We start from the raw sequence: 24,378 nt of genomic DNA, 5'->3' as shown, positions 1-24,378 counted from the left end.
TCATGCGGCGGCGCCGTGACCGAGGGCCGCGCGCGCCTTTTCGAGGTCGGCGGGAGTATCGACACCGAGAGGAACGGTGTCAACGAGCGCCACTTCTATGGACATCCCAGCTTCCAATGCGCGGAGCTGTTCAAGCTTTTCGCGCCGCTCCAGCGGCGACGGCGCGAGCGAGACGAAACGCGCGAGCGCGGCGCGGGAATAGCCGTAAAGTCCGATGTGGTGGTAATGCGGCCCGTCGCCATAGGGCGCAGTCGCCCGCGTGAAATAGAGTGCGCGGCCGGAGCGCGCGCCATCGGGCAGCGCAATCACCGCCTTCACCACATTGGGGTTGGTGCGCTCCTCCTCGACCTTGATCTCGCAGGCAAGCGTCGAGATGTCGGCGCCGGTTTTCACCAATGCTTCGGCGGCCCGGCGCACAAGGTGAGGATCGAGGGTCGGCAGGTCGCCCTGCACATTAAGGATGACCTCGTGACGGCCCTCGGGGTCGACGCCCTTGAGCGCCTGCCAGATGCGGTCCGAGCCCGAGGGAAGGTCGGGGTCCGTCAGCACCGCCTCGCCGCCCGCAGCGACGACCGCTTCCGCAATCTCCCGCTCGGCCGCAGCGACCACGACGCGCCCCAGGCAGGCCTCGCAGGCACGGCGCCAGACCTGGACGATCATGGGCTGACCGGCGATGTCGGCCAGCGGCTTGCCGGGAAGCCTCGTCGAGGCCATGCGGGCGGGAATGACGATAATCGGCTCGGCGGACATGGGGTGCCTCTGCTCGGATGGCGGTCTCGAATTTGCGGGCCGGGCCCGGCGGATTCCGGCCGACGCGGCTGCGACGGAACGCCGCACCACGGGCCCGCTTCGCCGCCTCGTTCCCGAAGGATCGACCCCGCCCGGGGGCTTGCGAATGCGAGAACTTATACGGCTTGCGGCGCAGAGGCGGAAGCGGCTAATCTCCGCGCCAATTGCGGGGTAGGGCAAGGGTGGGCGCGCCTCTTCGGGCGGTTTTCCAGACCTCTGCGCCCCGACTTCGTGAATAGACATTCCGTAAACGAGCCGGGCGGAGCGAGAGCCGATGGATAGTTTTGAACTCAACAAAATCGCAGGCGCAGTGCTGTTTTCTGTGCTCGTCGTGCTCGGCGTGAAAAACCTCGCCGACTACATCTATAAAGTGGAGCCCGCCAGCCCGAAGGCTTTCGTCGTCGAAGGCGTCGCTGCTGCGGGCGGCGAAGGCGGCGCAGCCGCTGCCGCCGCGCCGGTAGAGGAACCCCTCCCCGTCCTGCTCGCCAAGGCCGACAAGGCCAAGGGCGAAGCCCAGTCGAAGAAGTGCCAGGCCTGCCACAACCTGCAGGAAGGCGCCGGCGCCAAGATCGGCCCGGATCTCTATGCCGTGGTCGGCCGTCCGGTCGCCAGCGCTGCCGGCTTCGCCTATTCGGAGGCGATGAAGAAGAAGGGCGGCAAGTGGACCTTCGAGGAACTCTTCCACTTCGTGAAGGATCCGCGCGGTTATGTCTCCGGCACGGCGATGTCGTTTGCCGGCATCAAGGATCCGCAGCAGCGCGCAGACCTGCTCGCCTACCTGAACACGCTTGGCTCAAACCTGCCGCTTCCGGCACCTGAGGCTGCGCCCGCCGCGGCGGCAAAGCCGGCGGAAGCCAAGCCCGCGAAGTAATCATCCGGCTCGCCGGACCTGATCGAAGCGCCCGGAAGAAATTCCGGGCGCTTTTTTCTTGCGCAGAATTCATCAGCCTTTGCGCCAAGGCTCGCGCTAGTCTCAAAAAATGGCCACAATGGCTGACAAGTCTCGAAGCATGACGGCGCGAAGCGATCGCCGCCGCACATGCGACTTCGGAGGGGAAATGACGTTCAGCAAGGCCGCGTTCGTACTGGCGCTCACGATGTCCGTCGCCAGCGCATCTGGAACGGTGTCCGCCCATGCGGCCGACACATCCGCTGAACGCCACGGCGCTTCGCTTTTCGGCGACCTCAAATACGGCCCCGGCTTCAAGCATTTCGACTATGTGAACCCGGACGCCACCAAGGGCGGCGAGCTGCGTTACGCCGCCATCGGTACCTTCGACAGTCTCAATCCCTATATCGTCAAGGGCGAGGTCGGCGCGGGCATCAGCTTCATATATGACACGCTGCTCGAACCCAGCATGGACGAGCCGGGCGCGGAATACGGGCTCATCGCGGAGACGATCTCCTACCCATCCGATTTTTCATCCGTCACCTTCAAGCTGCGCAAGGAAGCGCGCTTTCAGGACGGCACACCCGTCACGCCCGAAGACGTCATCTGGACCTTCGAGACGCTGAAGAAGCTTCACCCCTTCTATGCCGCCTATTACCGCAACATCGAGAAGGCCGAAAAGATCGGCGCGAACGCCGTGCGCTTCGTCTTTTCGGCCAAGGGCAACCGGGAGCTGCCGCAGATTACCGGCCAATTGCCCGTCCTGCCCAAGCACTACTGGATGGCCAAGGACGCCAAGGGCCGCGCACGCGATATTTCGCAAACGACGCTCGAAGCCCCGATCGGAAGCGGCCCCTATCGCATTGCCGAGGTCTCACCGGGACGTTCCATCGTTTACGAGCGCGTGAAGGATTATTGGGCGAAGGATCTGCCCGTCAAACGCGGCACCAACAATTTCGACCGCCTGCGCTTCGACTATTACGGCGATCCCATCGTCGCCTTTCAGGCGTTCAAGGCAGACCAGGTCGATCTTCGCGTCGAGACCAGCGCGAAGAACTGGGCGACGGGCTACGACTTTCCCGCTGTCCGGGACGGGCGCGTGAAACGCGAAGAAATCCGGATGCAAAATCCGGCCGGCATGCAGGGCTTCGCCTTCAATCTGCGCCGTGAGCTCTTTCAGGACGAGCGCGTCCGCGAGGCCTTCAACTGGGCTCTCGATTTCGAGTGGCAGAACAAGAATATCTTCTCCGGGCAATATGCGCGGTCGGACAGCTACTTCGCCAATTCCGAGCTTGCCTCGCGCGGCGCGCCGCAGGGCCTCGAACTCGAAATGCTGAAGCCCTTCGAGAAGGAGCTTCCGCCAGAACTTTTCACGGCGCCCTATAGCAATCCGAAGACCGATGGCAGCGGCAACAACCGGGCCAATCTGCGCCGTGCGGCGGAGCTTCTCGACGCTGCGGGCTGGAAGATCGCCAACGGCACGCGCATGAAGGACGGGAAACCGCTCGCCGTCGAATTCCTGCTCGCCGATCCGCAATTCGAGCGTGTCGTCGCGCCCTACAAGCAATCGCTCGACAAGCTCGGCATCAAGGTGACGCTGCGCAGCGTCGACACGGCGCAATATCAAAATCGCCTCGACAATCGCGACTTCGACATCGTGGTCGAGAGCTTCGGCCAATCGCTTTCACCGGGCAATGAACAGCGTGAATTCTGGGGCTGCGAGGCGGCCAAGCGCGCGGGAAGCCGGAACGTCATCGGCATTTGCGATCAGGTCGTCGAGAAGCTCATCGACCGCGTGATCTTCGCCAGGAGCCGGGAGGAGCTTGTCGCGGCGACCCGTGCGCTCGACCGTGTCCTGCTCTGGCGTCATTACCTCGTGCCGCAATGGTATTCGCCTTTCGCCCGTGTCGCCTATTGGTCGCGACTGACGCACCCCGCAAAGATGCCGGCCTACGCGATCGGCTTTCCCGACATCTGGTGGTACGACGCGACCGCGAAAAAAACGCCGCCGAAGCCATGACATCGAAGTTCGATCTCCCGCGCCGCGACGTGCTCGGCCTTCTGGGTGCGAGCCTGGGGCTGAGCCTGCTGCCGGTCCCGTTGCGCGCGCAGACGGCAGGCGCAGACACGGCGCGCCTGCACGGGCTTTCGATCTTCGGTCAGCTCAAATATCAGCCGGGCTTTACGCATTTCGATTATGCGGCGCCCGACGCGCCCAAGGGCGGCACGCTTTCGCAGACGCCATCCACCGGCGTCTATAACGCCTCGCTCCTGAGCTTCGATACCCTCAACGGCTACATCCTCAAGGGCGACGCGCCGCCCGGCCTCAAATATGTCTTCGACACGCTGATGACGCGCGCCCTCGACGAGGAGGACGCCGTATATGGGCTTGCCGCCGAGAGCGTCGAAATCCGCGACAAGGGCAACAGGCTTCTGTTCCATATGCGTGAGGCCGCGCGCTTTCACGACGGCTCGAAGCTCACCGCCGAGGATGCGGCCTTCTCGTTCAATCTGCTGAAGGCGAAAGGCCATCCGCTCATCGCGCTCAATCTGCGCGAGATGAAGGAGGCAAAGGCGCTCGACGCGTCGACGCTCTCCATCGTCTTCACCGGCAACCAGACGCGCGACCTCCCGATCTACCTCGCGGGAGAACTGCCGATCTTCTCCAAGGCCTGGTACTCTGCTCACGCATTCGACGAAGCGACGCTGGTGCCGCCGCTCGGCAGCGGCCCCTACAGGATTGGTGACTTCAAGGCCGGGTCGTTCATCGCCTATGAGCGCGTCGCTGATTACTGGGCGCGCGATCTCAATGTGAATGCCGGCCAGTGGAACTTCGACAAGCTCCGCTTCGACTTCTATCGCGACCGCACTGCCGCCTTCGAGGCCTTCGCCTCCGGGCAATACAGGTTTCGCGAGGAATTCACCTCGAAGACATGGGCAACGCAATATGATTTCCCCGCCGTCAAGGACGGCCGCGTGAAGCGCGAAACGCTGCCCGACCACACGCCCTCCGGCGCACAAGGCTGGTTCATCAATACGCGGCGAGAAAAATTTGCGGACCCTCGCGTTCGCGAGGCGCTGACCATCGCCTTCGACTTCGAGTGGACCAACAAGAATCTTTTCTACGATCTCTATCTGCGCACGACGAGCTTCTTCGAGAATTCGCCGATGCGCGCCGAGGGCATGCCATCGCCCGAAGAGCTGAAGCTGCTCGAACCATGGCGAACGAAGCTGCCGGAGACTGTCTTCGGCCCCGCCTATGCGCCACCCGCCACCGACGGCAGCGGGCAGGATCGCAAGCTTCTGCGGCGCGCGATGGGCCTTCTCGATCAGGCCGGCTGGAAGATCGTCGATGGCGTCCGGAAGAATGCAAAAGGCGAGGCGCTGACCGTCGAGTTTCTCGGTGACGACCCGATCCTTCAGCGCATCGAAGGCCCCTACATCAAGAACCTGAAGCTTCTCGGCATCGCGGCGCAATCGCGGCTGGTCGATTCCGCGCAGTACCAGAAGCGGCTCAAATCCTTCGACTTCGATCTCACCGTACAGCGCTATTCGCTGGGCCTCACGCCGGGTATCGAGATGCGCGGCTATTGGGGGTCTGAATTTGCGAAGGCCGATGGCAGCCGCAATCTCTCCGGCATCGAGAACCCGGTCATCGACGTGCTGATTGAAAAGGTCATCGCCGCCCCGACGCGCGAGGAACAGATTGTAGCGGCCCGCGCCCTCGACCGCGTGCTGCGCGCCGGGCAATACTGGATTCCGCAATGGTACAAGGCGAGCCATGCGCTTGCCTATTGGGATATCTTCGCCCGCCCGGCAACGCTGCCGAAATATGATCGTGGCGTCGAACGCTGCTGGTGGTTCGACGCGGCCAAGGCAAAGAAGCTCGGGATCGAGGGTTAGACATGGCGGCTTACATCGCGCGGCGTTTACTGCTGATGATCCCGACCATTCTCGGCATCATGTTCATCAGCTTCGTCATCGTGCAATTCGCGCCGGGCGGACCCATCGAGCGCATCATCGCGCAGCTCTCAGGCACCGACGTCTCGGCGACGGCGCGCATCGGCGGCACGGGTAGCGACTTCGCGCAAGGCGCGGGCGGCGCGGCGGACGCGGCGCTCAACAGCAAATATCGCGGCGCGCGCGGCCTCGACCCGGAATTCATCAAGCAGCTCGAAGTGCAGTTCGGCTTCGACAAGCCCTGGTATCAGCGCTTCGGCAAGATGATCTGGGACTATTCGCGCTTTCACTTCGGCAAGAGCTATTTCCGCGACACGGGCGTCCTCGACCTCATTCTCCAGAAGATGCCGGTGTCGATCTCTCTCGGTCTCTGGACAACGCTGCTCACCTACCTGATTTCCATTCCGCTCGGCATCAGGAAGGCGGTGCGGGACGGATCGCGCTTCGACCTGTGGACGAGCGGGGTCATTATCGTCGGCTATGCCATTCCGGGTTTTCTCTTCGCGATCTTCCTGATCGTGCTTTTCGCGGGCGGTTCCTACTGGTCGATCTTTCCCTTGCGCGGCCTCACCTCCGACAACTGGTCGGGACTGTCGCTTGCCGGAAAGGTTCTCGACTATCTCTGGCACATCGTCCTGCCGGTCACAGCCATGACGATTGGCGGCTTCGCGACCTCGACGCTGCTGACCAAGAATTCCTTCCTCGACGAGATCCGCAAGCAATATGTAACGACGGCGCGCGCCAAGGGGCTGACCGAGCAGCAGGTGCTTTATGGTCACGTCTTCCGCAATGCCATGCTCATCGTCATCGCGGGATTTCCCGGCGCCTTCATCGGCGCATTCTTCTCGGGCTCCATTCTCATCGAAACGATCTTCTCCCTCGATGGGCTTGGCCTTCTCTCCTACGAGTCGATCGTCAATCGCGACTATCCCGTCGTCTTCGCCACGCTTTACGTCTTCGGCCTGCTCGGCCTCGTCGTCGCGCTGATCTCGGACCTTACCTATACATGGGTCGATCCGCGCATCGACTTCGAGTCGCGGGAGGTCTGAGGCGATGCCATTCGGAAGGCGCTTCATCCTCAGCCCGATCAACAAGCGGCGCTGGCGCAACTTCAGGGCGAACAGGCGCGGCTACTGGAGCCTGTGGCTTTTCCTTGCGCTGTTCTTCATCTCGCTCTTCGCCGAATTCATCGCCAATGACCGGCCGCTTTTCATCTCCTTCAAGGGCGGCATCTATGCGCCGGTCTTCGTTTCCTATCCGGAAACGACATTCGGCGGCGAGTTCGAGACGGCGGCGGATTACCGCGATCCCTATGTGCAGAAGCTGATCGCGGATGCGGGCGGACATATCGTCTGGCCGCTCATCCGCTACGACTACCGGACCATCAACCTCAACCTGCCGGTCCCAGCACCCGCGCCGCCTTCCTCCGAGAACTGGCTCGGTACGGACGATCAGGGCCGCGATGTCGCGGCGCGCCTCATCTATGGCTTCCGCATCTCGGTTCTCTTCGGACTTATCCTCGCAGCCGCATCCTCGGTGATCGGCGTCGCCGCCGGCGCCGTGCAGGGCTATTTCGGCGGCTGGACCGATCTTCTCTTCCAGCGTTTCATCGAAATCTGGACCAGCGTGCCGACGCTCTATCTGCTCATCATCCTCGCGGCCATGTTCGAGCCGAGCTTCTGGCTCTTGCTCGGCATCCTGCTCGCCTTCAACTGGACGTCGCTTGTCGGCCTCGTTCGCGCTGAATTCCTGCGCGGGCGCAATTTCGAATATGTGAAGGCCGCGCGCGCGCTCGGACTTGGCGACGGCGTCATCATCTTCAAGCATCTGCTGCCCAACGCGATGGTCGCGACGATCACCTTCATGCCCTTCATCCTCAACTCATCGATCACGACGCTGACCTCGCTCGATTTTCTGGGGTTCGGCCTGCCGCCCGGATCGGCCTCGCTCGGCGAATTGCTGGCGCAGGGCAAGGCGAACCTTCAGGCGCCCTGGCTCGGCCTCACCGGCTTCTTCTCCATCGCGATCATGCTGAGCCTGTTGATCTTCATCGGCGAGGCGGTGCGCGACGCCTTCGATCCGCGCAAGGTGCTCGAATGAGCGAGACGAAACCACTCGTCGAAGTGAAAGACCTTTCCGTCGCATTCCGCAGCGACGGGACGGAAACGCTCGCCGTCGACCGCATCTCCTTCGACATCATGCCGGGCGAGACCGTCGCGCTGGTGGGCGAGTCGGGCTCGGGGAAATCCGTCTCCGCGCTCTCGATCCTCCAGCTTCTGCCCTATCCGCAGGCGTCGCACCCCTCGGGCGAAATCATTTTCGAGGGAAAGAATCTCGTCGGCGCGAGCGAGCCGGACTTGCGCAAGGTGCGCGGCGACCGCATCACCATGGTCTTTCAGGAGCCCATGACCTCGCTCAATCCGCTGCACACGATCGAGCGCCAGGTGGGCGAAGTGCTGACGCTGCACAAGGGACTACGAGGCGCAGCCGTCCGCGCCCGCGTGCTCGAACTCCTCACAAAGGTCGGCATTCCCGATCCCGAAACGCGGCTCGGCGCCTATCCGCATGAGCTTTCCGGCGGTCAGCGCCAGCGCGTGATGATCGCCATGGCGCTCGCCAACGAGCCCGATCTTCTCATCGCCGACGAGCCGACGACGGCGCTCGACGTGACGGTGCAGGCGCAGATCCTCGAACTGCTGAACGATCTCAAGCGCGAAATGGGCATGGCCCTTCTCCTCATCACGCATGATCTCGGCATCGTGCGAAAGATGGCCGACCGCGTCTTCGTGATGACCGGCGGCGAGATCGTCGAGCGCGGAGCGACCGAAGACGTTTTTACCCATCCGAAACACGCCTATACGCAACGCCTTCTCGCCTCGGAGCCCAAGGGCCGCGCGCTCGGCGCGCCCAAGGACGGCCCGCTCATCATGGAAGCCGACGATCTGAAGGTCTGGTTTCCGATCAAGGCGGGTTTCCTCAGAAAGACGGTCGGGCATGTGAAGGCGGTGGACGGCGTTTCGATTTCCGTGCGCGAAGGGCGCACCATCGGCATCGTCGGCGAGTCCGGCTCGGGCAAGACGACGCTCGGCCTTGCGCTGCTGCGCCTCATTTCGAGCGAGGGCAGTATCCGCTTTCAGGGGCAGGCGATCGACGCGCTGAGGTCGAAGGAACTCCGCCCGCTTCGCCGCCACATGCAGATCGTCTTTCAGGACCCCTACGGTTCGCTCTCTCCTCGCCTGTCGATCAGCCAGATCGTCGAGGAAGGATTGATCGTCCAGAAGATCGGCGCGACCGCGAAAGAGCGCCGCGCCATCGTCTCGAAGGCGCTGGAGGAAGTCGGCCTCGACCCCGCCATGCAGGACCGCTATCCGCATGAATTCTCCGGCGGCCAGCGCCAGCGCATCGCCATTGCCCGCGCCATGGCGTTGAAGCCACGCTTCGTCATGCTGGACGAGCCGACCTCCGCGCTCGACATGTCGGTACAGGCGCAGATCGTCGATCTGCTGCGAGAGCTGCAGCGCAGGCACAATCTCGCCTATCTCTTCATCAGCCACGACCTGCGCGTCGTGCGCGCGCTCTCCGACGACATCATCGTGATGCGCGGCGGCAAGGTGGTGGAAAGCGGCACGGCGGACGAGATTTTCGAGCAGCCGAAAAGCGACTACACGAAGGCGCTGCTCTCCGCCGCCTTCGAACTCAGGACCGCGCCCGAAGGCATCGTCGCGACCTAGCGCCGGGGCAGCCGCCTGATTGTGGTCACATGGCCTGCCGTGCGCGAGATCCGCGCCATGGCGATGTCGAGCCGCTCGATCACGACGCGCATCTGGAAGCCGCTCGCATGGATCATGCGTTCCGCATCCACCATGATGCCGACATGGCCCTTCCAGAAAACGAGATCGCCACGCGCAAGCGTCGTGAAATCGATGGGCTCCGGAAGGCGCTCGCCCAGCGTCGCCTCTTGCATGTCGGTGTCGCGCAAGGAGGAAATGCCCGCCCGCTCCAGCGATGCCTGAACAAGGCCCGAACAATCGACGCCTGTGCTTTCGCGCCCGCCCCAGAGATAGGGCGCGCCAAGATGCTCCTCTGCGACGGAAACGAAATCGCGCACGAAGGCGTCCACCGGCGCGAGATGCGCCGTGAATATCCAGCCGCCGCGCTCGATTTCACTGAAGTCGCCCTTCGCGCCGACGACCTTCACCTTGGCGTTGAGAGCGAGCGGCGTCGCGGGCCTGCTTTTGAGATCGGCGCGCGGATAGACGAAGGTGCGCAGCGCGGCCACGACATGGCTGGGCTTGTAGGGATGCGGCGCCAATGCCTTCGCATCGACATAGCCGACATAATCGTCATGCGCGGACTGTCCCCATGCGAACCCGCCCCTTTCTTCATAGACGCGGAAATTTTCGCCGAAGAGAAGCTGCGTATCCATCGGCGCATCCGCGTCGGGACGTTGCAACAGCGGCACGCAAGGCAGCTTCACCTGCCGGTCTTCACCATCGACGAAGCGATCCGACTTCACCTCGCCGCGCAGATAGGCGGCGGCAATGTCGTCGCGATAGGGATTGATGCGGCGGTCTGGTCCGGTGGCGCGGCTCATGCCTCGAGCCTCCCGGCGACGGAGGTGACGAGATCGGCAAAGTCGCGCAGAAAGACGGAGCCCTTCACGGTGCGCTGCACCAGCACGTTGCGGCGGTCCGCCTCGTCGCGCTTGCGCTTCAGAAGATCGAGCTGCCCCAGCGCATCGAGCGCACGGGTAATGGCGGGCTTCGACACATTGAGGGTGCCCGCGAGCCCGCGCACGGTATGCGGCGGCGAAGTGAGATAGACGGTGAGGAGGATCGCGAACTGCCGCGAGGAAAGATCGGGCCCCTCGCGCCGGACGGTTTCCAGAACCACGTCCTGCCACAGTGCGAGCGCCTGCACCGGCTTCAATTCCAGCGTCATCGGCTTTGTGCCCCCAGATCCGTTTCGGCCCCGGATCAGTCTAGAGCGCAGCCGGAAAAAGCGGAAATGATTTTGGGCGCCCCGCGATCATGCGGGAGGCGCGAAGCGATCCTTCAACACGGTATAGAGCGCGCGAATGGCCTGCGCCTCGCCGCCCACGGGACGACCGGGCTTCGGCTTCGGCGCCCAGCCATAGATGTCGAAATGGACCCAGGACTTGGCGCTCCCGACGAAGCGGCGCAGGAAAAGCGCCGCGGTTATCGAACCGGCAAAGGGACTGTCACCCGCATTGTTGACGTCGGCGATCTTGCTATCGATCGAGCTGTCGTAAGGCTGCCAAAGCGGCATGCGCCAGAGCGGATCGGCCTCGGATGCCGCGGCCGCCGCGATCTCGGCGGCAAGCACATCGTCATCCGTATAGAAGGGCGGCAGATCGGGGCCGAGCGCGGTGCGCGCCGCGCCCGTCAGCGTCGCCATGTCGATGAGCAGTTCCGGCTCTTCGGCGTCCGCGTCGGCCAATGCATCGGCGAGCACGAGACGGCCTTCCGCGTCGGTATTGCCGATCTCGACGGTGAGGCCCTTGCGGCTTCTGAGAATGTCGCCCGGACGGAAAGCGTCGCCCGCCACGCTGTTCTCGACGGCCGGGATCAGCACACGCAGCCGGACATCGAGCTTCGCCCCCATGACAAGCGCGGCGAGCGCCAGCACATTGGCGGCGCCTCCCATGTCCTTTTTCATCAGCAGCATGGCGCTCGACGGCTTGAGGTCGAGGCCGCCCGTGTCGAAGCAGACGCCCTTACCCACCAGCGTGACCTTGGGCGCATCGAACCGCCCCCAGGTCAGATCGATCAGCCGCGGCGCGACGGCAGCCGCGCGCCCCACCGCATGGATCATCGGATAATTGCGTTCGAGAAGCTCGTCGCCCTCGATCACGCTCACCTTCGCATCGTGAGCCTCGGCAACCGCTTCAACGGCGGCGGCGAGATCGGCGGGGCTCATGTCGTTCGTCGGCGTGTTGATGAGATCGCGCACGAGGAAAATGGCTCGCGCGACGCGGCTCACCTCTTCGCCATCGACCCCTTCCGGCAGAACGAGGCGCGGAAATTCGCGCGTCTTGCCGCTATAGCGCGTGAAAGCATAGGTACCGAGCGCGAAGCCAAGCGCGGCTTTTTCGGGTGTCTCGCCAAGCGCCCCCACGAGGCGATAGGTCTGGACGGGCAGCACGGTCGCCAGGGCGCCGGTGACGAAGGGATCGGACCCATCGCCGATCCCGAGGATTGCGCCAGACAATCCGCCCGAGCCATCCGGCAGCAGCAGCACCTTGCCCGCTTCCGCCTTGAATCCCGACGTCTCGACCCAGGCGGCGCCTGCCCCCGCATGCTCGGCCGCCCAGTTGTTCAGATCGGCCGACCGCACCAGCCAGACCGGCGTCGCGGCGGCATCCTTTTTCGTGACGAAGATTTCAAGCATGGCTGGTCCAATAATGGCGTCGCGTTCGCGCAGCCGAAACCTTATAGAGTGGAAGGATTAGCCGCAACGGGCGCCGGTTCGGGCGCAGGGATGCAAGGAAAGGGGAGAGCGGAATGCAGGATTTCGAACTCGTCATCGGCGACAAGAACTGGTCGACCTGGAGCCTGCGGCCCTGGATACTCATGAAGGTTGCGGGCATTCCCTTCCGCGAAGCGCATATCCGCCTGCGTCAGGAAGACACCAAGGCACAGGCGCTTTCGCATTCGCCGTCGGGCCTCGTTCCGGTGCTCAAGTGGGACGGCAACATCGTTTCCGACTCCCTCGCCATCTGCGAAACCCTCGCCGACCTCTTCCCCGAGAAGACGCTCTGGCCGACAGACCTGCTTGAACGAGCGCAGGCGCGGAGCGCGGCTTGCGAAATGCATTCGGGCTTCACGGACCTCCGCCGCGACATGCCCATGGACATCATCAATCGCCATCCAGGCGAAGGGCACAGCGAAGGCGCGCTCGGTCATGCACGGCGCATCGCGGACATCTGGCGCACGCTACGCAGCCGCTATGGGCGCCAGGCAAAGGTGGATGACGGATTCCTTTTCGGCCACTTCACCATCGCCGACGCGATGTATGTGCCGGTGGCGACGCGCTTCCGCACCTATGGCGTCGACCTCGCAAAGCTCGGCGATGACGGACTTGCGAAGACCTACATGGATCGCCTGCTGGCGCTCCCCGCCTTCCTCGAATGGGAAGAAGGCGCAAGGCGCGAAATGGCCGCCCGCGCCTGAGCATCACTTCTCCGGCAGCACGCCCTCCTCGCGATAGAAGCGGGCGGCTCCCGGGTGGAGCGGGATCGGGAGATTGGCGACCGCTTCAGCCATGAGCTGGCGTCGGAGCGCCTCCTCCGCCGCCTTGTCATGTTTCTTCGGCAGGGGCGGCGCTTCATCGGCAGCCGGAAGGAACTCCCGATTGCCCGGTTCGAACAGAGCCTTCGTCATATCGTGAACCACGGCGCTATCGGCATTTGCATTGCAGATCCAGACCGCGCCAAGGGCCAGCGTATCGAGGGCAGGCATGAACCGATACGCCTCCCCTTCGATATGTGCGGCGCTCAATTCGCCATGAGATTCGATGAGCCTTGCCGTCGCCTCGCCATCTATGGGAACGAGATCGATCGTGCCTCGCGCAGCGAGATCGGCGACAAGGGGGTCGGGGACCGCCGCGATCAGGAAGAATGCGTCCAGCTGTCCGTGGAGCATCATGTCCGATGCGCGCTCGGGGTCCTCGCGAAACAGTTCGACATTCTTCGCCGTCAAACCATAGCCACGCAGGATGGCCAGAGCGACATCGGCCGTCCCGGACCCTTTCCCGCCGAGCGATACGCGCTTGCCCGCGAGATCGGCCATCGAACGAATGTTCGCGCCGCGGCTCGCGACGAGATGCACGGCCTCCCGGCGAATGCCCGCGATTGCCCGCAGATTGGCGAGACGCCTTTCGCCGCCGAAGGGCCCCGACGCGCGCCACGCCTCGACGAGCGTTGTCGAACGAACGAGGGCCGACTCGAAATGCCCGGCGCTGACCGCCCGCACATTCGCAACCGAACCTGCCGAGGACTTGACGACCGCCACGAGCCCCTCGACACCGCAGGGACTCGCCGGCTCGCAAGGCCCCGCATCCGGCGGACGGCTGATGATCGCCGCGAGCCTGCGGCCGAGGCCAAAATATGGACTGTCGGAAGCGCCCGCGCCGATGCGGATGAAGGTGATCTTTTCCCCGCCCTCGTCGAGGGCGACGGGTGCGCGCTCATAAAGCAGGGCGAGAAAACCCGCGATCAGGACCGCCACAGCGCCGCCGATGGCCCATCCGGCAAGCGGATGCTTCACGGCCTCCCGCATCCGGTTCATGAGGCTCGACCAGAGGTCCATCCGCTACGCCTCCCCTCTCCATCTTCCAGGCAGCATCGTCCCCGACGCTACCGTCAGCTTGCCAGAGTAGCGCCGAAAAGCGAGGCAATCCGCCGAAACTTATAATTAAGGCTTTCTTGACCGGTGCTCGGTCAAAATCGCCTCGATCAGTAGAGGTCCAAGTCAGGGCACATAGACCTATGGACAAAATCACGAAATCCAGAGTCCGCATGAGGACAACCCGGCTTCTCATGGCGTCGACCGCTCTCGCAGCGGCGCTCGCGCTTTCGGCCTGCGCCACGACCGACGGTCCGAGCGCCGACGCAAGCAAGGCCAGCCAGTCGTCGCCGGACAAGGCCGCAAGCAGCGGAACCTCCACGAAAGACGCCGCGGCGCTGCGCGAAGCGGCGATCACCTCGACCAAGACGGAAGATTACGTCTCGGCTGCCGCCTATTGGGGCAATCTCTACGAGCGCCAGGAAGACGATCCCGACACTGCGGTCAACTATTCCAAGGCGCTGCGCCAGATAGGCTCCATCGATCAGGCCGGAACCGTCATGCAGCGCGCCAAGGCTCTTCACGGCGAGAGCGCGGAAGTGCAGGCCGAGTATGGCAAGGTGCTGGCCGCGAGCGGTCACGCCGATCAGGCCGTACCGGTGCTGAACCGGGCCGCCGAGCTCGCGCCGAAGGATTGGACGATCCTCTCGGCCGCCGGCGTCGCGCTCGACCAGACAGGCCGCTATGGCGAGGCGCAGGAGAAATACAAGGCGGCGCTGAAGCTCGATCCGGGCAATCCCTCCGTCCTTACCAATCTCGGCCTCTCCTACGCCCTGCAGGGCGATCTCGATCATGCGGAACAGACGTTGAGGCAGGCAGTTGCCGACCCCCGCGCGACCGCCAGCGCGCGACAGAATCTCGTCGTCGTGCTCGGTCTCAAGGGCAATTTCGATGAAGCCTCGCGCATCGCCCGCGCCGATCTTCCGCCGGAAGTCGCGGAGAACAACATCGCTTACCTGCGCGAAATGCTGACTCAGCCCGCGCTCTGGAAGCAGATGGAACAGCTGGACAAGCCGGCAGCGAGCGCAGCGGCGGATCAGGTCTCCGAAATGCCGCCGGCGACCACCACCTCGCTCCACTGACGGAGCGAAATCCGAACATGAAAAAGGCGCCTCGCGAGGCGCCTTTTTATTGCCGATAGCGCCCTTGCCGCTCAGGCGAGGTGCAGCACCTTGATGACCGCCGGGCCGAGAATGACGCAGAAGAGCACAGGCAGGAAGAAGGCGATCATCGGCACGGTCAGCTTCGGCGGCAGCGCCGCGGCTTTCTTCTCGGCCTCCATCATGCGCATGTCACGATTTTCCTGCGCCATGACGCGGAGCGCCGTTCCAAGCGGCGTACCGTAGCGCTCTGCCTGAATGAGGCTTGTCACCACCGCCTTCACGCCGTCGAGCCCCGTGCGCCGCGCCAGGTTCTCATAGGCCTTGCGTCTTTCGGGCAGATAGGAAAGCTCGGCCGTCGTCACGGTGAGTTCCTCTGCAAGCTCGACGGACTGGCTGCCGACTTCATTGGCGACTTTCTGGAACGCCGCCTCGACCGACATGCCGGATTCGACGCAGATCAGCAGAAGGTCAAGCGCATCGGGGAAGGCTTTCTTGATCGATTCCTGCCGCCGCGAGATCACGTTCTGCACGAAGACATTCGGTAGATAGAAGCCGAAGAAGGCGCCGGCTCCGGCAAGAAAGAGACGTCCCATCGTCCCCTGGCCAAAGCTGTTGACGAAATGAAGGTAGCCAAGCACGACCAGAAAGAGGACCGGCGGCATGACGAAGCGGAAGAAGACGAAGGTGTAGATAGGCCCCTGCCCGCGAAAGCCCGCCTGACGAAGCTTTTCTTTCACTTCTTCGTTTTCGAGCATGCGCGCATGCGCGAATTTCTCGACGATCTGCTTCGTAAAGCCCTTCGGTGTCTGACGCAGACGGTTCTTCTCCATCTGCATCTGCTCACGGTGACGCTGGCGCAGCGCCTCGCGCTCCGTCGCAGCAGCCTTCATGCGCGCACCGAGCTTGTCGGTCTGCAGCAATGGCATGGCCAAGGTCAGGATGGTCGCGAAAGCCGCAACAGCGACCAGAAGCATCACGCCGTTCTCGACATTGAATGCGTCTGCAATCATGTAGTACATGGCGCGCCTCAGAAGTTGAAGTTGATCATCTTGCGCATGACGAGAACGCCGATGCCCATCCAGCACAGGCCGCCGACGATGATCATGTGACCGGGCCGCGTGGTAATGAGCGGTTCGAGATAAGTGGGCGCCGAGAAATAGAGAATGCTCATGACGCCCGGCGGCAGAATGCCGATGATCGCCGCGGAGGACTTCGCCTCCTGGGAGATCGCGACGATCTTGGCGCGCATGCGCTTGCGGTCGCGCAGCACCTTCGAAAGGTTGCTCAGCGCCTCAGCGAGATTGCCGCCCGTCTTCTGCTGGATGGCGAGAACGATCTGGAAGAAATTCACCTCGGCAAGAGGTACGCGCTCAAAGACCTTTGAAAGCCCCTGGTCGAGCGTGACGCCGACGCGCTGTCCCTCGACGAGATCCCGGAATTCGGTCCGCACCGGCTCGGCCGATTCCATGGCAATGATCCTGAGGCAATCGTTGATCGGGAGACCTGCCTTGACGCCGCGCACGATCACGTCGATCGCGTTGGCGAATTCTTCCAGAAACGCCTTCTGGCGCCGCGACGTGATAATCGCAAGAACCCAGCGCGGCAGGCCGAAACCGCCCGCAAAGGCCGCTCCAATGCCGATCAGAGGCGAATAGCCCATGAACATGACGAGTGCCGCGCAGACCAGACCCGAAATCGCGCTCAGCATGTAGAAGTTGCGCGGGGTCATCTCCAGGCCGGCACGATCGAGACGCAGGCGAAGCGTGACCTTCTGCTGCGCTTTCTGGCGCTGCTCGATGGTCTTCAGCGTTTCCTGAACCTGCTTGCGCCGCTTGTCGGCGCCATCCGCCTCCGACTCCGCCGACCGTCCGCGGCCGCGCTCATTGCCGGCAACGCGGGCCATACGCTTCGAAGTTTTGTTGTCGCCGCCGACAAAGGCGAAGCCCAGCCCGCCGATGCAGATTGCGGCCAGCATGGCGATACCGATCACGAGAAGAGTTGTCTGGTCCATGGTGTCGCTCCTCAGCCTTGAGCGCGATCAAGCGCAGCAGCAAGCGCATGGTGCTGGTTGTAATAACGCGCGCGATCCCAGAAAGCCGGCCGGGCGATACCCGTGGACTTGTGCTTGCCCTTCAGCTTGCCGGTCTCGTCTTCGCCCTCGATGTCATAGACAAAGAGATCCTGCGTGATGATGACGTCGCCTTCCGTGCCGAGAACTTCGGTGATGTGAGTGATGCGACGCGAGCCGTCGCGCAGACGCGCGGCCTGAATGATGACGTCGATCGATCCGGTGATCATCTCGCGAATGGTCTTCGAGGGCAGATTGTAGCCGCCCATGGTGATCATGCTTTCGAGACGCGACAGGGCTTCGCGCGGGCTGTTCGCGTGGAGCGTTCCCATCGAGCCGTCATGGCCGGTGTTCATCGCCTGCAAGAGGTCGAATGCCTCAGGCCCACGAACCTCGCCGACGATGATACGTTCGGGACGCATGCGCAGGCAGTTGCGCACGAGTTCCGTCATGGTGATCTGACCTTGGCCTTCAAGGTTCGGCGGCCTTGTTTCCAGACGCACCACATGGGGCTGCTGAAGCTGCAATTCGGCCGCGTCTTCGCAGGTGATGACGCGCTCGTCGGTATCGATATGGGCCGTAAGGCAATTGAGAAGCGTCGTCTTGCCGGAGCCCGTACCGCCGGAGATCAGGACATTGCAGCGCACCTTGCCGATGATGCCCAGAACTTCCGCGCCTTCTTGCGAAATCGATTTGTACTCGACGAGATTCTGCAGAGTGAGCTTGTCGCGGCGGAACTTACGAATGGTGAGCGCGGGGCCGTCGATCGCCAGCGGCGGCACGATGACGTTGACGCGGCTACCGTCGGGCAAGCGCGCGTCGCAGATCGGGCTTGCTTCGTCGACGCGGCGGCCGACCTGGCTCACGATGCGCTGACAGATGTTCATCAGCTGGCTGTTGTCGCGGAAGCGAACATTGGTCAGCTCGACCTTGCCGCCGACTTCGATGAAGGTGCGATCTGCGCCATTGACCATGATGTCCGCGATGTCGTCGCGGGCGAGCAGCGGCTCCAGAGGGCCGTAGCCCAGAACGTCGTTGCAGATGTCCTGAAGCAGGGCTTCCTGCTCGGAAATCGACATGACGACATTCTTGATCGACAGGATCTCGTTGACGATGTCACGGATCTCTTCGCGTGCGCTTTCAGAATCGAGCTGCGCGAGCTGCGTGAGGTCGATCGTATCGATCAGCGCATTAAAGATCGTCGTCTTGATCTGGTAGTAGTTTTCCGAGCGCGTGTCCGCAGGCTTCGCGCGCGGCGGTGCTGGAGGCGTCGCATTGCGCGCCGCAGCGGGCTTTACCGCCGCTGCGGAAGCCACCTCGGCCGTCGGCGCCGCGCTCGCTGGCGCGGGAGCGACAGGCTTGCGGGGAGCCGACTGGGTATCGTTGCGCCGTCCAAACACGCGTTACTCCTCCGGATCAGCCCTTGCGGGTCAGCCGCTTCAGGAATGGGAAGATCGAGGAACCGGCAGGCTTGGCAGGCTCCGCCTGACGGCCGCAGAGCTGCTTGGCGAGAAAGCGGAAGCCTTCCGTCGTCTTGCCCTTGGGATCGAGTTCCTCGACCATCTGGCCGTTATTTGCCGCCGTGCCGAAAAGCGCCGGATTGAAGGGCAGAACCAGCGTCGGTTCGACACCGATTGCCTGCGCAAAATCCTTCACCGGGATTTCGGGCCGCTTCGGTACGCCGACCTGATTGATGACCACATGTGGGATGGCATCATTGGCGCGCAGCTGCCTCGCCAGATCGATGATGTTCTTGGTGTTGCGCAGGCTTGCGAGATCCGGCGTCGCCGTGATGACGATATCGTCCGCCGCCAGAAGCAGCTTCTTCGTCCAGCCGGACCAGACATGCGGCAGGTCTATGACGACGCAAGGCACCGTCGAACGCACGATCTCAAGCACGGACTCACACGCTTCGCCATCCATATCGAACTCGCGGTCGAGCACTGCGGGTGCCGCGAAGAGGCTCAGATGATCCGAGCACTTCACCAGGAGGCGATCGAGAAGCACATCGTCGAGACGTTCGGGCGTCGTCAGCGCATCCGCGATGCCTTGCGCCGGATCCTGATTGAAGTCGAGGCCGGCGGTGCCGAAAGGAAGATCGAGATCGGTGATGATCACATCTTCCTGCATGCGGGTGGAAATGCACCAGCCGACATTATGCGCGATGGTGCTCGAACCCGTACCGCCCTTTGCGCCCATGAAGGCGATGGACCGGCCGATAGGCGGTGCATCCGGATCGGCATAGAGGCGCGATACCGCCTCGACGATCTGCATCGGCTGAAGCGGAGTCACCAGATACTCGTTGACGCCCTGGCGGATCATCTCGCGATAGACGGAGACATCGTTCAGATGGCCGACAACAACGACCTTCGTGCCCGCATCGCAGACTTCAGCAAGCGCGGCGAGATCGGAAAACAGCTCTGCGCCACCGCGTTTCGTCTCGACGAGAATGAGATTGGGCGTTCCGTTCTGCTGATACTGCTCGACAGCCGCCTTGATGCCACCCATGTGAACCGTCAGATGCGCCTTGGCGAGGCGCCGGTCTTCACCGGCGCGCTGGATGGTGCTCCCGGTCTCGGGCAGCTCACAGAAAGCATGGATCGTGATCCGGGGCACGGGCTTCATGACCGGCGAGGGGCTATCCTCTTCCGGCATCGGCGGTGCTTCCATCGCTTGCTTACGCGCTGTGCTCATTTGCTGACCTCACTCACCGCTGCAGAGTCGTGTTCGTCACGCTTTGTCGCAGTGACTTCACCCTTGCGATATTTTCTCAGGACTTCCGTCGAACGCTGCGCGTCCCTTGGCGTCATGTCACGCGGCGCAACCAGATCGCCCGGATCGGCGACGAGCACGGCGAGATTGTTCTGGCTGGCGCAACCGAAATTGGGTGGCACACCATTGGCCGGGTCATTCGCGTAGTCGGTCGACCAGTCTCCGCAGGCGCTCGGCGTTGCGACATAGCGATTGTAGGAAAGAATGATCGGCGCCTCCGCGCTGGATGCCGACGCCCGATAGGAGGTGTAGCTCACCGCATCCGCCGAAACGCCCTTGTCCGACAGCGTGTCGCGAATATCGACGAGCACGTTCATCGCCGTCGTGGTGTTGGCGGAACCGGACGGCGTCGACACGGTCAGCGCTCCATGTCCGCGCTCCTTGTAAGCGGCGGCGAAGGCGGCCACATCATGGCGTTCCTGATCGGTAAGGCCCGCTTTCGAGCGCGGCGCGGGAACGCTCAGCGTCGGCACATCGCGATCGACCGAGATCGGATGGCGGTATTCAGCTTCCTGATAGGCCATTTCGGCCCCGTTGAATCCACCTGCGCAGCCGGCGACCGAAAGGGCGATGGCGGCGGGCAGCACGTGCCGCACAATACGGAAGGACAGCATATGACTCATTTTGTCCACGGCTCCCATCAATCCACCACGAACCCGACCGGGCCCTTCAACTTCTTGTCCGTCGGCGCATTTCCGTTGGTGCCGTAGGTCGCGTTAAGCCGGCCCATCAGCACCGTGTCCATGTCGCTGGCCGGGGCGTAACCATCCGTCGGCAGCGCGATCTTCTTGCGGTTCGTCGGGTCGACGATATAGGGCGTCACGACGACGACGAGTTCTGTCTCGTTCTTCTGGTAATCCCGACTCCGGAAGAGCGCGCCGAGAACGGGCACATCCTTCGCTCCGGGCACACCGTCGATGTTCTGCTTCGTCTTGTCGGAGAGGAGGCCCGCCATGACCAGAGACCCGCCGGAGGGAAGTTCGAGTGTCGTTTCGGCCCGGCGCACATTGAGGCCGGGAATGCTCATGCCCTGCGCCACGATTGCACCCGACGTCGTCAACTCGCTGACCTCGGTGGAAATCTTGAGACTGATCCGGCCTTCGCTGAGGACGACCGGCGTGAAGGCGAGGCCGACACCGAAGGGCTTGTACGAGACGGTGATGTTGCCCTGCTGATCCTTCGAAACCGGGATCGGGAACTCGCCGCCCGCGAGGAACTTGGCGCCTTCGCCCGAGATAGCCGTGAGCGTGGGCTCCGCAAGCGTGCGAACGAGGCCATTCTCCTCGAGCGCCTTGAGCGCCGCGCCGATTGTGGTGTTGCCCGCGGTGAGGCTCGTGCCTGCCGTCGAAAGACCGCCAACCTGGCCACCCTGGATGGTGAAGGGATTGTCGGTGGCGACCTTCACAGCAAGGTTGCCGATATTACCGACGGCCGAAAGATCGATACCGAGCTGCTTGATGACATTGCGCTGCATTTCCGCAACGGTCACCTTCAGCATGACCTGCTCCTTGCCTTCGACGGCAAGCATGTTCAGCACCTGCTCTGTCTTGCCGACATAGCGTTCCGCGAGATCGCGCGCCTTGTCGGCGTCGCTCGCGTTGGCCACCGTGCCCGACAGAACGATGTGATCGTTCATCGCCTGAACATCGACTTTCGCGTCGGGGAAATAGTGACGGAGCGCATCGCGAAGTCCGGTGAGGTCGCGCTCGACGCGGATTTCGAGGTTTAGAATCTGCTGCCCCTTGTCATTGAAGAAAAAGGCATTGGTCTGCCCGACGGTGAGACCGATGAGATAGGTGCGCGTCGCAGAGCGCACCACGGCGTCGACGACCTTGGGGTCCGAGACGAGAACGTCACGCGCGGCAACGGGCAACTCGACGATGGCAGCCTTGTTCAGACCGAGCACCACCGAGCGCGATGTCTTTCCGGAACCGCCGGTCTCAATCCTGACATAGTCCGCATTGCTCACCGCCGCATTTGCGGGAACAGCGACAACGAAAGCAGCAAAAATCGTCACCAGCAGGCGGCTTGCGCGCAGAATGCTCATGATCTTGCCTGTGACCATACCCATGACGCTCACCTCACCCGCACCGTTTTTTCCGCGCCGTACCGCACGACCCGGATCATCGCACTTTCGGTTTTGGCGGTCGTATCGTCGGGGACCGCCTTGTCGGCCTCGGCAATGCTCCGGAGAGAGAGCGAAACGCTGCCATCGACCTGCGCGGCCGCGAGCACCTCGACCTGCTGGCCGCTCAGTTCGAGCGTCGCCGTCCGGCCGACAGTCGCCTGATCACCTTCTTCCTTGAAACGCTGATCGACGGCGAGGACGCGAACATTGCGAAGAATCGTTTCCGCTCGGGCAATGTCCTTGCCTTCGACCCCGCCCTCACGGACCTTATGGGTCAAGATCACATCGACATGATCGTTAGGGAGGATGAAGCCGCCGGCGCTCGTTTCCGCGGCAACGGGAACAGCGACGGCCCGCATGCCCGGCGCGATCAGTGCGGACATGAAGCCGCCCTTGTCCAGGCTGACCAGCTTCGTCTCGATGATCGGTTCGCCGTTCGACAACGTGGCGCGCGCGACGCTGCCTGCGAACTGGTCGATGGCATTGGGCTTCGCAGCCTTCGTGACAAGTTCAGGGGCGACCGGCCCATCGGGCCATGCCTGCCAGCGCAGACTGCCTGCCGTTACGCGCTCGCCGCGCTCGATATTCGAAGCAGCAACCAGCACCTCGACGGCGGGAGCCGCCGCGACAGGTTCGGCTTTCTCGGACTTGTGCGAGACAAGACCACGCGCCAGCAGCGCCGCAAGACCCGCCGCCACCACCGCCAGAATCAACACACCCATGCGTGCCGCGTTCACGTCTCAGTTCCTTTCGTCCGGTGCGACAAACCTGTCCACCAAGGCATTCTCAGACTCTCATCCCAGAGAGATCACCATCCGGAAGACATCCGTATCCGGAAATACAATCAGCCCAGCCGCAGCCAGCGCGAGCCCGTAGGGCACGCCTTCCTTGCGATCATGCAGCCGTGCGATCCAGTTCACGCGGAAGAGGAAGGCCGGAAGCGGCATGTTTCTGTAGAAGAGGACCAGCATCGTTAGCGCGCCTCCGAAGATGCTCGCGACAAGGAGATAGGGCAGCGCTTCACCCCAACCGATCCAGAGAGAGGCTGCGGCCACGAACTTGGCGTCTCCGCCGCCGATCCAGCCCATGGCGAAGAGCGCCATTCCGATCAGCAGCAACGCAAATCCCGCCGAAGCATGCAGCCCGACTTCAGCGAGCGGCATGCCCACGATCGGCGCAACGGCGAAGAAAGTGAGAGCGAGACCCAGGGTCAGCCAGTTCGGGATCGTCATGGTCGTAAGATCGCGAATGCCTGCGAAGATCATCGCGGCCGCGAAAACGACAATCGGCAATATGCTCAGCACAACAACGCCCCGATTTGTTTTGGCGGACCGGCAGACATCTGCCGATCGACATTTCTTCCGTTCGTTCCAGATATTGAACGGGAGCCGTAAATTTGGCGTAAACAGCGGCTTTCATTGGTGAACGAAGCGTTAAAAACAAAACCGCCAGATCCCGTTGCCAGGATCTGGCGGCTTTCACGCGTCTTTCCGTTGACAGTGTGCGACGAGCGCACCCCGCGCTGTCGGACAAGCTTACTTCAGCTTGTCGTCGATCGCGGTGAACTTCGCGTTGAGGTCGGTGCCCAGCGTCGTGACGATCGTGGCGATCGCAACGGCGATGCCAGCGGCGATCAGGCCGTATTCGATCGCGGTCGCACCGGATTCATTCTTCGCAAAAGCTTTCAGAAACTGACCCATTACAAGTCTCCTTCACATATGTGACTTCTCGACAGCATCAATCTCCTCAGCCCCGCCGGGAGATGGCCCGCTCTCGGGCTGATTAGGAGCCTAGCCCGCCTTCATTACTTGAGTACTAACAATCGCGTTCGAGTTGCCTAAAATTCGGCATATTTTGCTGCTATTTATAATATTGATCATGTATCCATAAGTATTCGCCCACTCGAAGAAGAAGACCTGTTCGGCGTAAATCTGCAGGCCAAACACTGACAGTTGAATCACGGTTACTCATTGGTTAATCGACGGCACAGCGGCGCAAAAGACAGTCAGCGCGCCGGCAATGCGCGGCGCGCTGAACAGATTCCAACTGGCGGGAAAGGTGTCGGCTCGCCTCAGCGAGATTCGCAGATGCGGCGCAGCGCAGCTTCGTTCTTGATCCAGAGCCCCGGATAGTCGCGCTCGGCGATTTCGAGGCGGACAAGCTCGGCAATGGCGCCTGCAACGACTTCTTCAGTGGTGGAAAGACGATCCGCGAGTTCGCGATGGCGCGGCAAACGCGGCACGATGAGGCCCCCTCGCGCATCGCCCTGTGCGCGCGGCTCCGCCAGCGCAAGAAGCTCCGCG

General features: G+C 62.8%; 23 protein-coding genes. 8 read left to right on the top strand and 15 right to left on the bottom strand.

Going from position 1 to position 24,378, the window contains the following annotated elements; all coding sequences use genetic code 11:
- Positions 1–750 (bottom strand): 3-deoxy-manno-octulosonate cytidylyltransferase, encoded by a 750-nt coding sequence (locus ABFC66_RS07150; protein WP_346740262.1) that lies wholly within the window; start codon positions 748–750, stop codon positions 1–3.
- A 313-nt stretch (positions 751–1,063) separates the two neighbouring features.
- On the opposite strand from ABFC66_RS07150, the gene ABFC66_RS07145 reads away from it, so the two are divergent.
- The 6 genes from ABFC66_RS07145 to ABFC66_RS07120 all read left to right on the top strand — a co-directional run bounded on the left by ABFC66_RS07145 (position 1,064) and on the right by ABFC66_RS07120 (position 9,369).
- Positions 1,064–1,660 (top strand): cytochrome c family protein, encoded by a 597-nt coding sequence (locus ABFC66_RS07145; RefSeq protein WP_346740261.1) that lies wholly within the window; start codon positions 1,064–1,066, stop codon positions 1,658–1,660.
- A 187-nt stretch (positions 1,661–1,847) separates the two neighbouring features.
- A complete protein-coding gene (locus ABFC66_RS07140) occupies positions 1,848–3,698 on the top strand; it encodes an extracellular solute-binding protein (protein ID WP_346740260.1) in 1,851 nt (616 codons plus the stop codon).
- Positions 3,695–5,581, top strand: coding sequence for an extracellular solute-binding protein (locus tag ABFC66_RS07135; protein WP_346740259.1), 1,887 nt, complete (start codon positions 3,695–3,697; stop codon positions 5,579–5,581). The genes ABFC66_RS07140 and ABFC66_RS07135 overlap by 4 nt, the downstream gene beginning before the upstream one ends.
- Positions 5,582–5,583: 2 nt before the next feature.
- The gene (locus ABFC66_RS07130) at positions 5,584–6,687 is read left to right on the top strand and encodes a microcin C ABC transporter permease YejB (RefSeq protein WP_346740258.1); all 1,104 of its coding nucleotides are present in this window, start codon (positions 5,584–5,586) and stop codon (positions 6,685–6,687) included.
- A 4-nt stretch (positions 6,688–6,691) separates the two neighbouring features.
- Positions 6,692–7,738, top strand: coding sequence for an ABC transporter permease (locus ABFC66_RS07125; protein ID WP_346740257.1), 1,047 nt, complete (start codon positions 6,692–6,694; stop codon positions 7,736–7,738).
- Entirely contained in the window at positions 7,735–9,369 is a 1,635-nt protein-coding gene (locus ABFC66_RS07120) for an ABC transporter ATP-binding protein (protein ID WP_346740256.1), read from the top strand. Before ABFC66_RS07125 ends, ABFC66_RS07120 begins: the two co-directional genes overlap by 4 nt.
- Here ABFC66_RS07120 and ABFC66_RS07115 read toward each other — a convergent pair.
- The 3 genes from ABFC66_RS07115 to ABFC66_RS07105 all read right to left on the bottom strand — a co-directional run bounded on the left by ABFC66_RS07115 (position 9,366) and on the right by ABFC66_RS07105 (position 12,049).
- Entirely contained in the window at positions 9,366–10,232 is an 867-nt protein-coding gene (locus ABFC66_RS07115; protein ID WP_346740255.1) for an NlpC/P60 family protein, read from the bottom strand. The two genes, ABFC66_RS07120 and ABFC66_RS07115, sit on opposite strands and share 4 nt — an antisense overlap.
- On the bottom strand, positions 10,229–10,579 hold the full coding sequence (locus ABFC66_RS07110; RefSeq protein ID WP_346740254.1) for a MarR family transcriptional regulator: 351 nt from the start codon (positions 10,577–10,579) through the stop codon (positions 10,229–10,231). Before ABFC66_RS07110 ends, ABFC66_RS07115 begins: the two co-directional genes overlap by 4 nt.
- An 87-nt stretch (positions 10,580–10,666) precedes the next feature.
- Positions 10,667–12,049 (bottom strand): leucyl aminopeptidase family protein, encoded by a 1,383-nt coding sequence (locus ABFC66_RS07105; RefSeq protein WP_346740253.1) that lies wholly within the window; start codon positions 12,047–12,049, stop codon positions 10,667–10,669.
- A gap of 113 nt (positions 12,050–12,162) precedes the next feature.
- Between ABFC66_RS07105 and ABFC66_RS07100 the strand changes: the two genes are divergently transcribed.
- Positions 12,163–12,831, top strand: coding sequence for a glutathione S-transferase family protein (locus tag ABFC66_RS07100; RefSeq protein WP_346740252.1), 669 nt, complete (start codon positions 12,163–12,165; stop codon positions 12,829–12,831).
- Between the two features lie 3 nt (positions 12,832–12,834).
- On the opposite strand, the gene ABFC66_RS07095 is transcribed toward ABFC66_RS07100, so the two are convergent.
- Positions 12,835–13,968 (bottom strand): TAXI family TRAP transporter solute-binding subunit, encoded by a 1,134-nt coding sequence (locus ABFC66_RS07095; protein ID WP_346740251.1) that lies wholly within the window; start codon positions 13,966–13,968, stop codon positions 12,835–12,837.
- Between the two features lie 230 nt (positions 13,969–14,198).
- On the opposite strand from ABFC66_RS07095, the gene ABFC66_RS07090 reads away from it, so the two are divergent.
- Complete coding sequence (locus ABFC66_RS07090) at positions 14,199–15,086, top strand: tetratricopeptide repeat protein (RefSeq protein WP_346740250.1); 888 nt, start codon at positions 14,199–14,201, stop codon at positions 15,084–15,086.
- A gap of 71 nt (positions 15,087–15,157) precedes the next feature.
- Here ABFC66_RS07090 and ABFC66_RS07085 read toward each other — a convergent pair whose 3' ends face one another.
- The 10 genes from ABFC66_RS07085 to ABFC66_RS07040 all read right to left on the bottom strand — a co-directional run.
- Complete coding sequence (locus ABFC66_RS07085) at positions 15,158–16,126, bottom strand: type II secretion system F family protein (RefSeq protein ID WP_346740249.1); 969 nt, start codon at positions 16,124–16,126, stop codon at positions 15,158–15,160.
- An 8-nt stretch (positions 16,127–16,134) separates the two neighbouring features.
- The gene (locus ABFC66_RS07080; protein WP_346740248.1) at positions 16,135–17,118 is read right to left on the bottom strand and encodes a type II secretion system F family protein; all 984 of its coding nucleotides are present in this window, start codon (positions 17,116–17,118) and stop codon (positions 16,135–16,137) included.
- A gap of 11 nt (positions 17,119–17,129) precedes the next feature.
- A complete protein-coding gene (locus ABFC66_RS07075) occupies positions 17,130–18,575 on the bottom strand; it encodes a CpaF family protein (RefSeq protein WP_346740247.1) in 1,446 nt (481 codons plus the stop codon).
- A gap of 16 nt (positions 18,576–18,591) precedes the next feature.
- Positions 18,592–19,869 carry an AAA family ATPase gene (locus ABFC66_RS07070; protein WP_346740246.1) on the bottom strand — a complete coding sequence of 426 codons (1,278 nt, stop codon included), beginning with the start codon at positions 19,867–19,869 and terminating at the stop codon, positions 18,592–18,594.
- A complete protein-coding gene (locus ABFC66_RS07065) occupies positions 19,866–20,570 on the bottom strand; it encodes a CpaD family pilus assembly protein (protein WP_346740245.1) in 705 nt (234 codons plus the stop codon). Before ABFC66_RS07065 ends, ABFC66_RS07070 begins: the two co-directional genes overlap by 4 nt.
- 17 nt (positions 20,571–20,587) lie before the next feature.
- Positions 20,588–22,018: a type II and III secretion system protein family protein gene (locus ABFC66_RS07060; protein ID WP_346740244.1), complete on the bottom strand. Its 1,431-nt coding sequence runs from the start codon at positions 22,016–22,018 to the stop codon at positions 20,588–20,590.
- A gap of 5 nt (positions 22,019–22,023) precedes the next feature.
- Positions 22,024–22,812: a Flp pilus assembly protein CpaB gene (cpaB, locus tag ABFC66_RS07055; protein WP_346740243.1), complete on the bottom strand. Its 789-nt coding sequence runs from the start codon at positions 22,810–22,812 to the stop codon at positions 22,024–22,026.
- A 57-nt stretch (positions 22,813–22,869) separates the two neighbouring features.
- Positions 22,870–23,379, bottom strand: a complete 510-nt coding sequence (locus ABFC66_RS07050; RefSeq protein WP_346740242.1) for a prepilin peptidase — start codon at positions 23,377–23,379, stop codon at positions 22,870–22,872.
- Positions 23,380–23,610: 231 nt separating this feature from the next.
- On the bottom strand, positions 23,611–23,775 hold the full coding sequence (locus tag ABFC66_RS07045; RefSeq protein WP_346740240.1) for a Flp family type IVb pilin: 165 nt from the start codon (positions 23,773–23,775) through the stop codon (positions 23,611–23,613).
- 371 nt (positions 23,776–24,146) lie between these two features.
- Positions 24,147–24,378 (bottom strand): helix-turn-helix domain-containing protein (locus ABFC66_RS07040; protein WP_346740239.1); only part of this gene is annotated, 232 nt, incomplete at its 5' end.

The organism is Parvibaculum sp. (assembly GCF_039680535.1).
Lineage (GTDB): Bacteria > Pseudomonadota > Alphaproteobacteria > Parvibaculales > Parvibaculaceae > Parvibaculum.
Note: the sequence above shows the minus strand (reverse complement) of the source record. Positions and strands in the feature narration are given on the sequence as shown.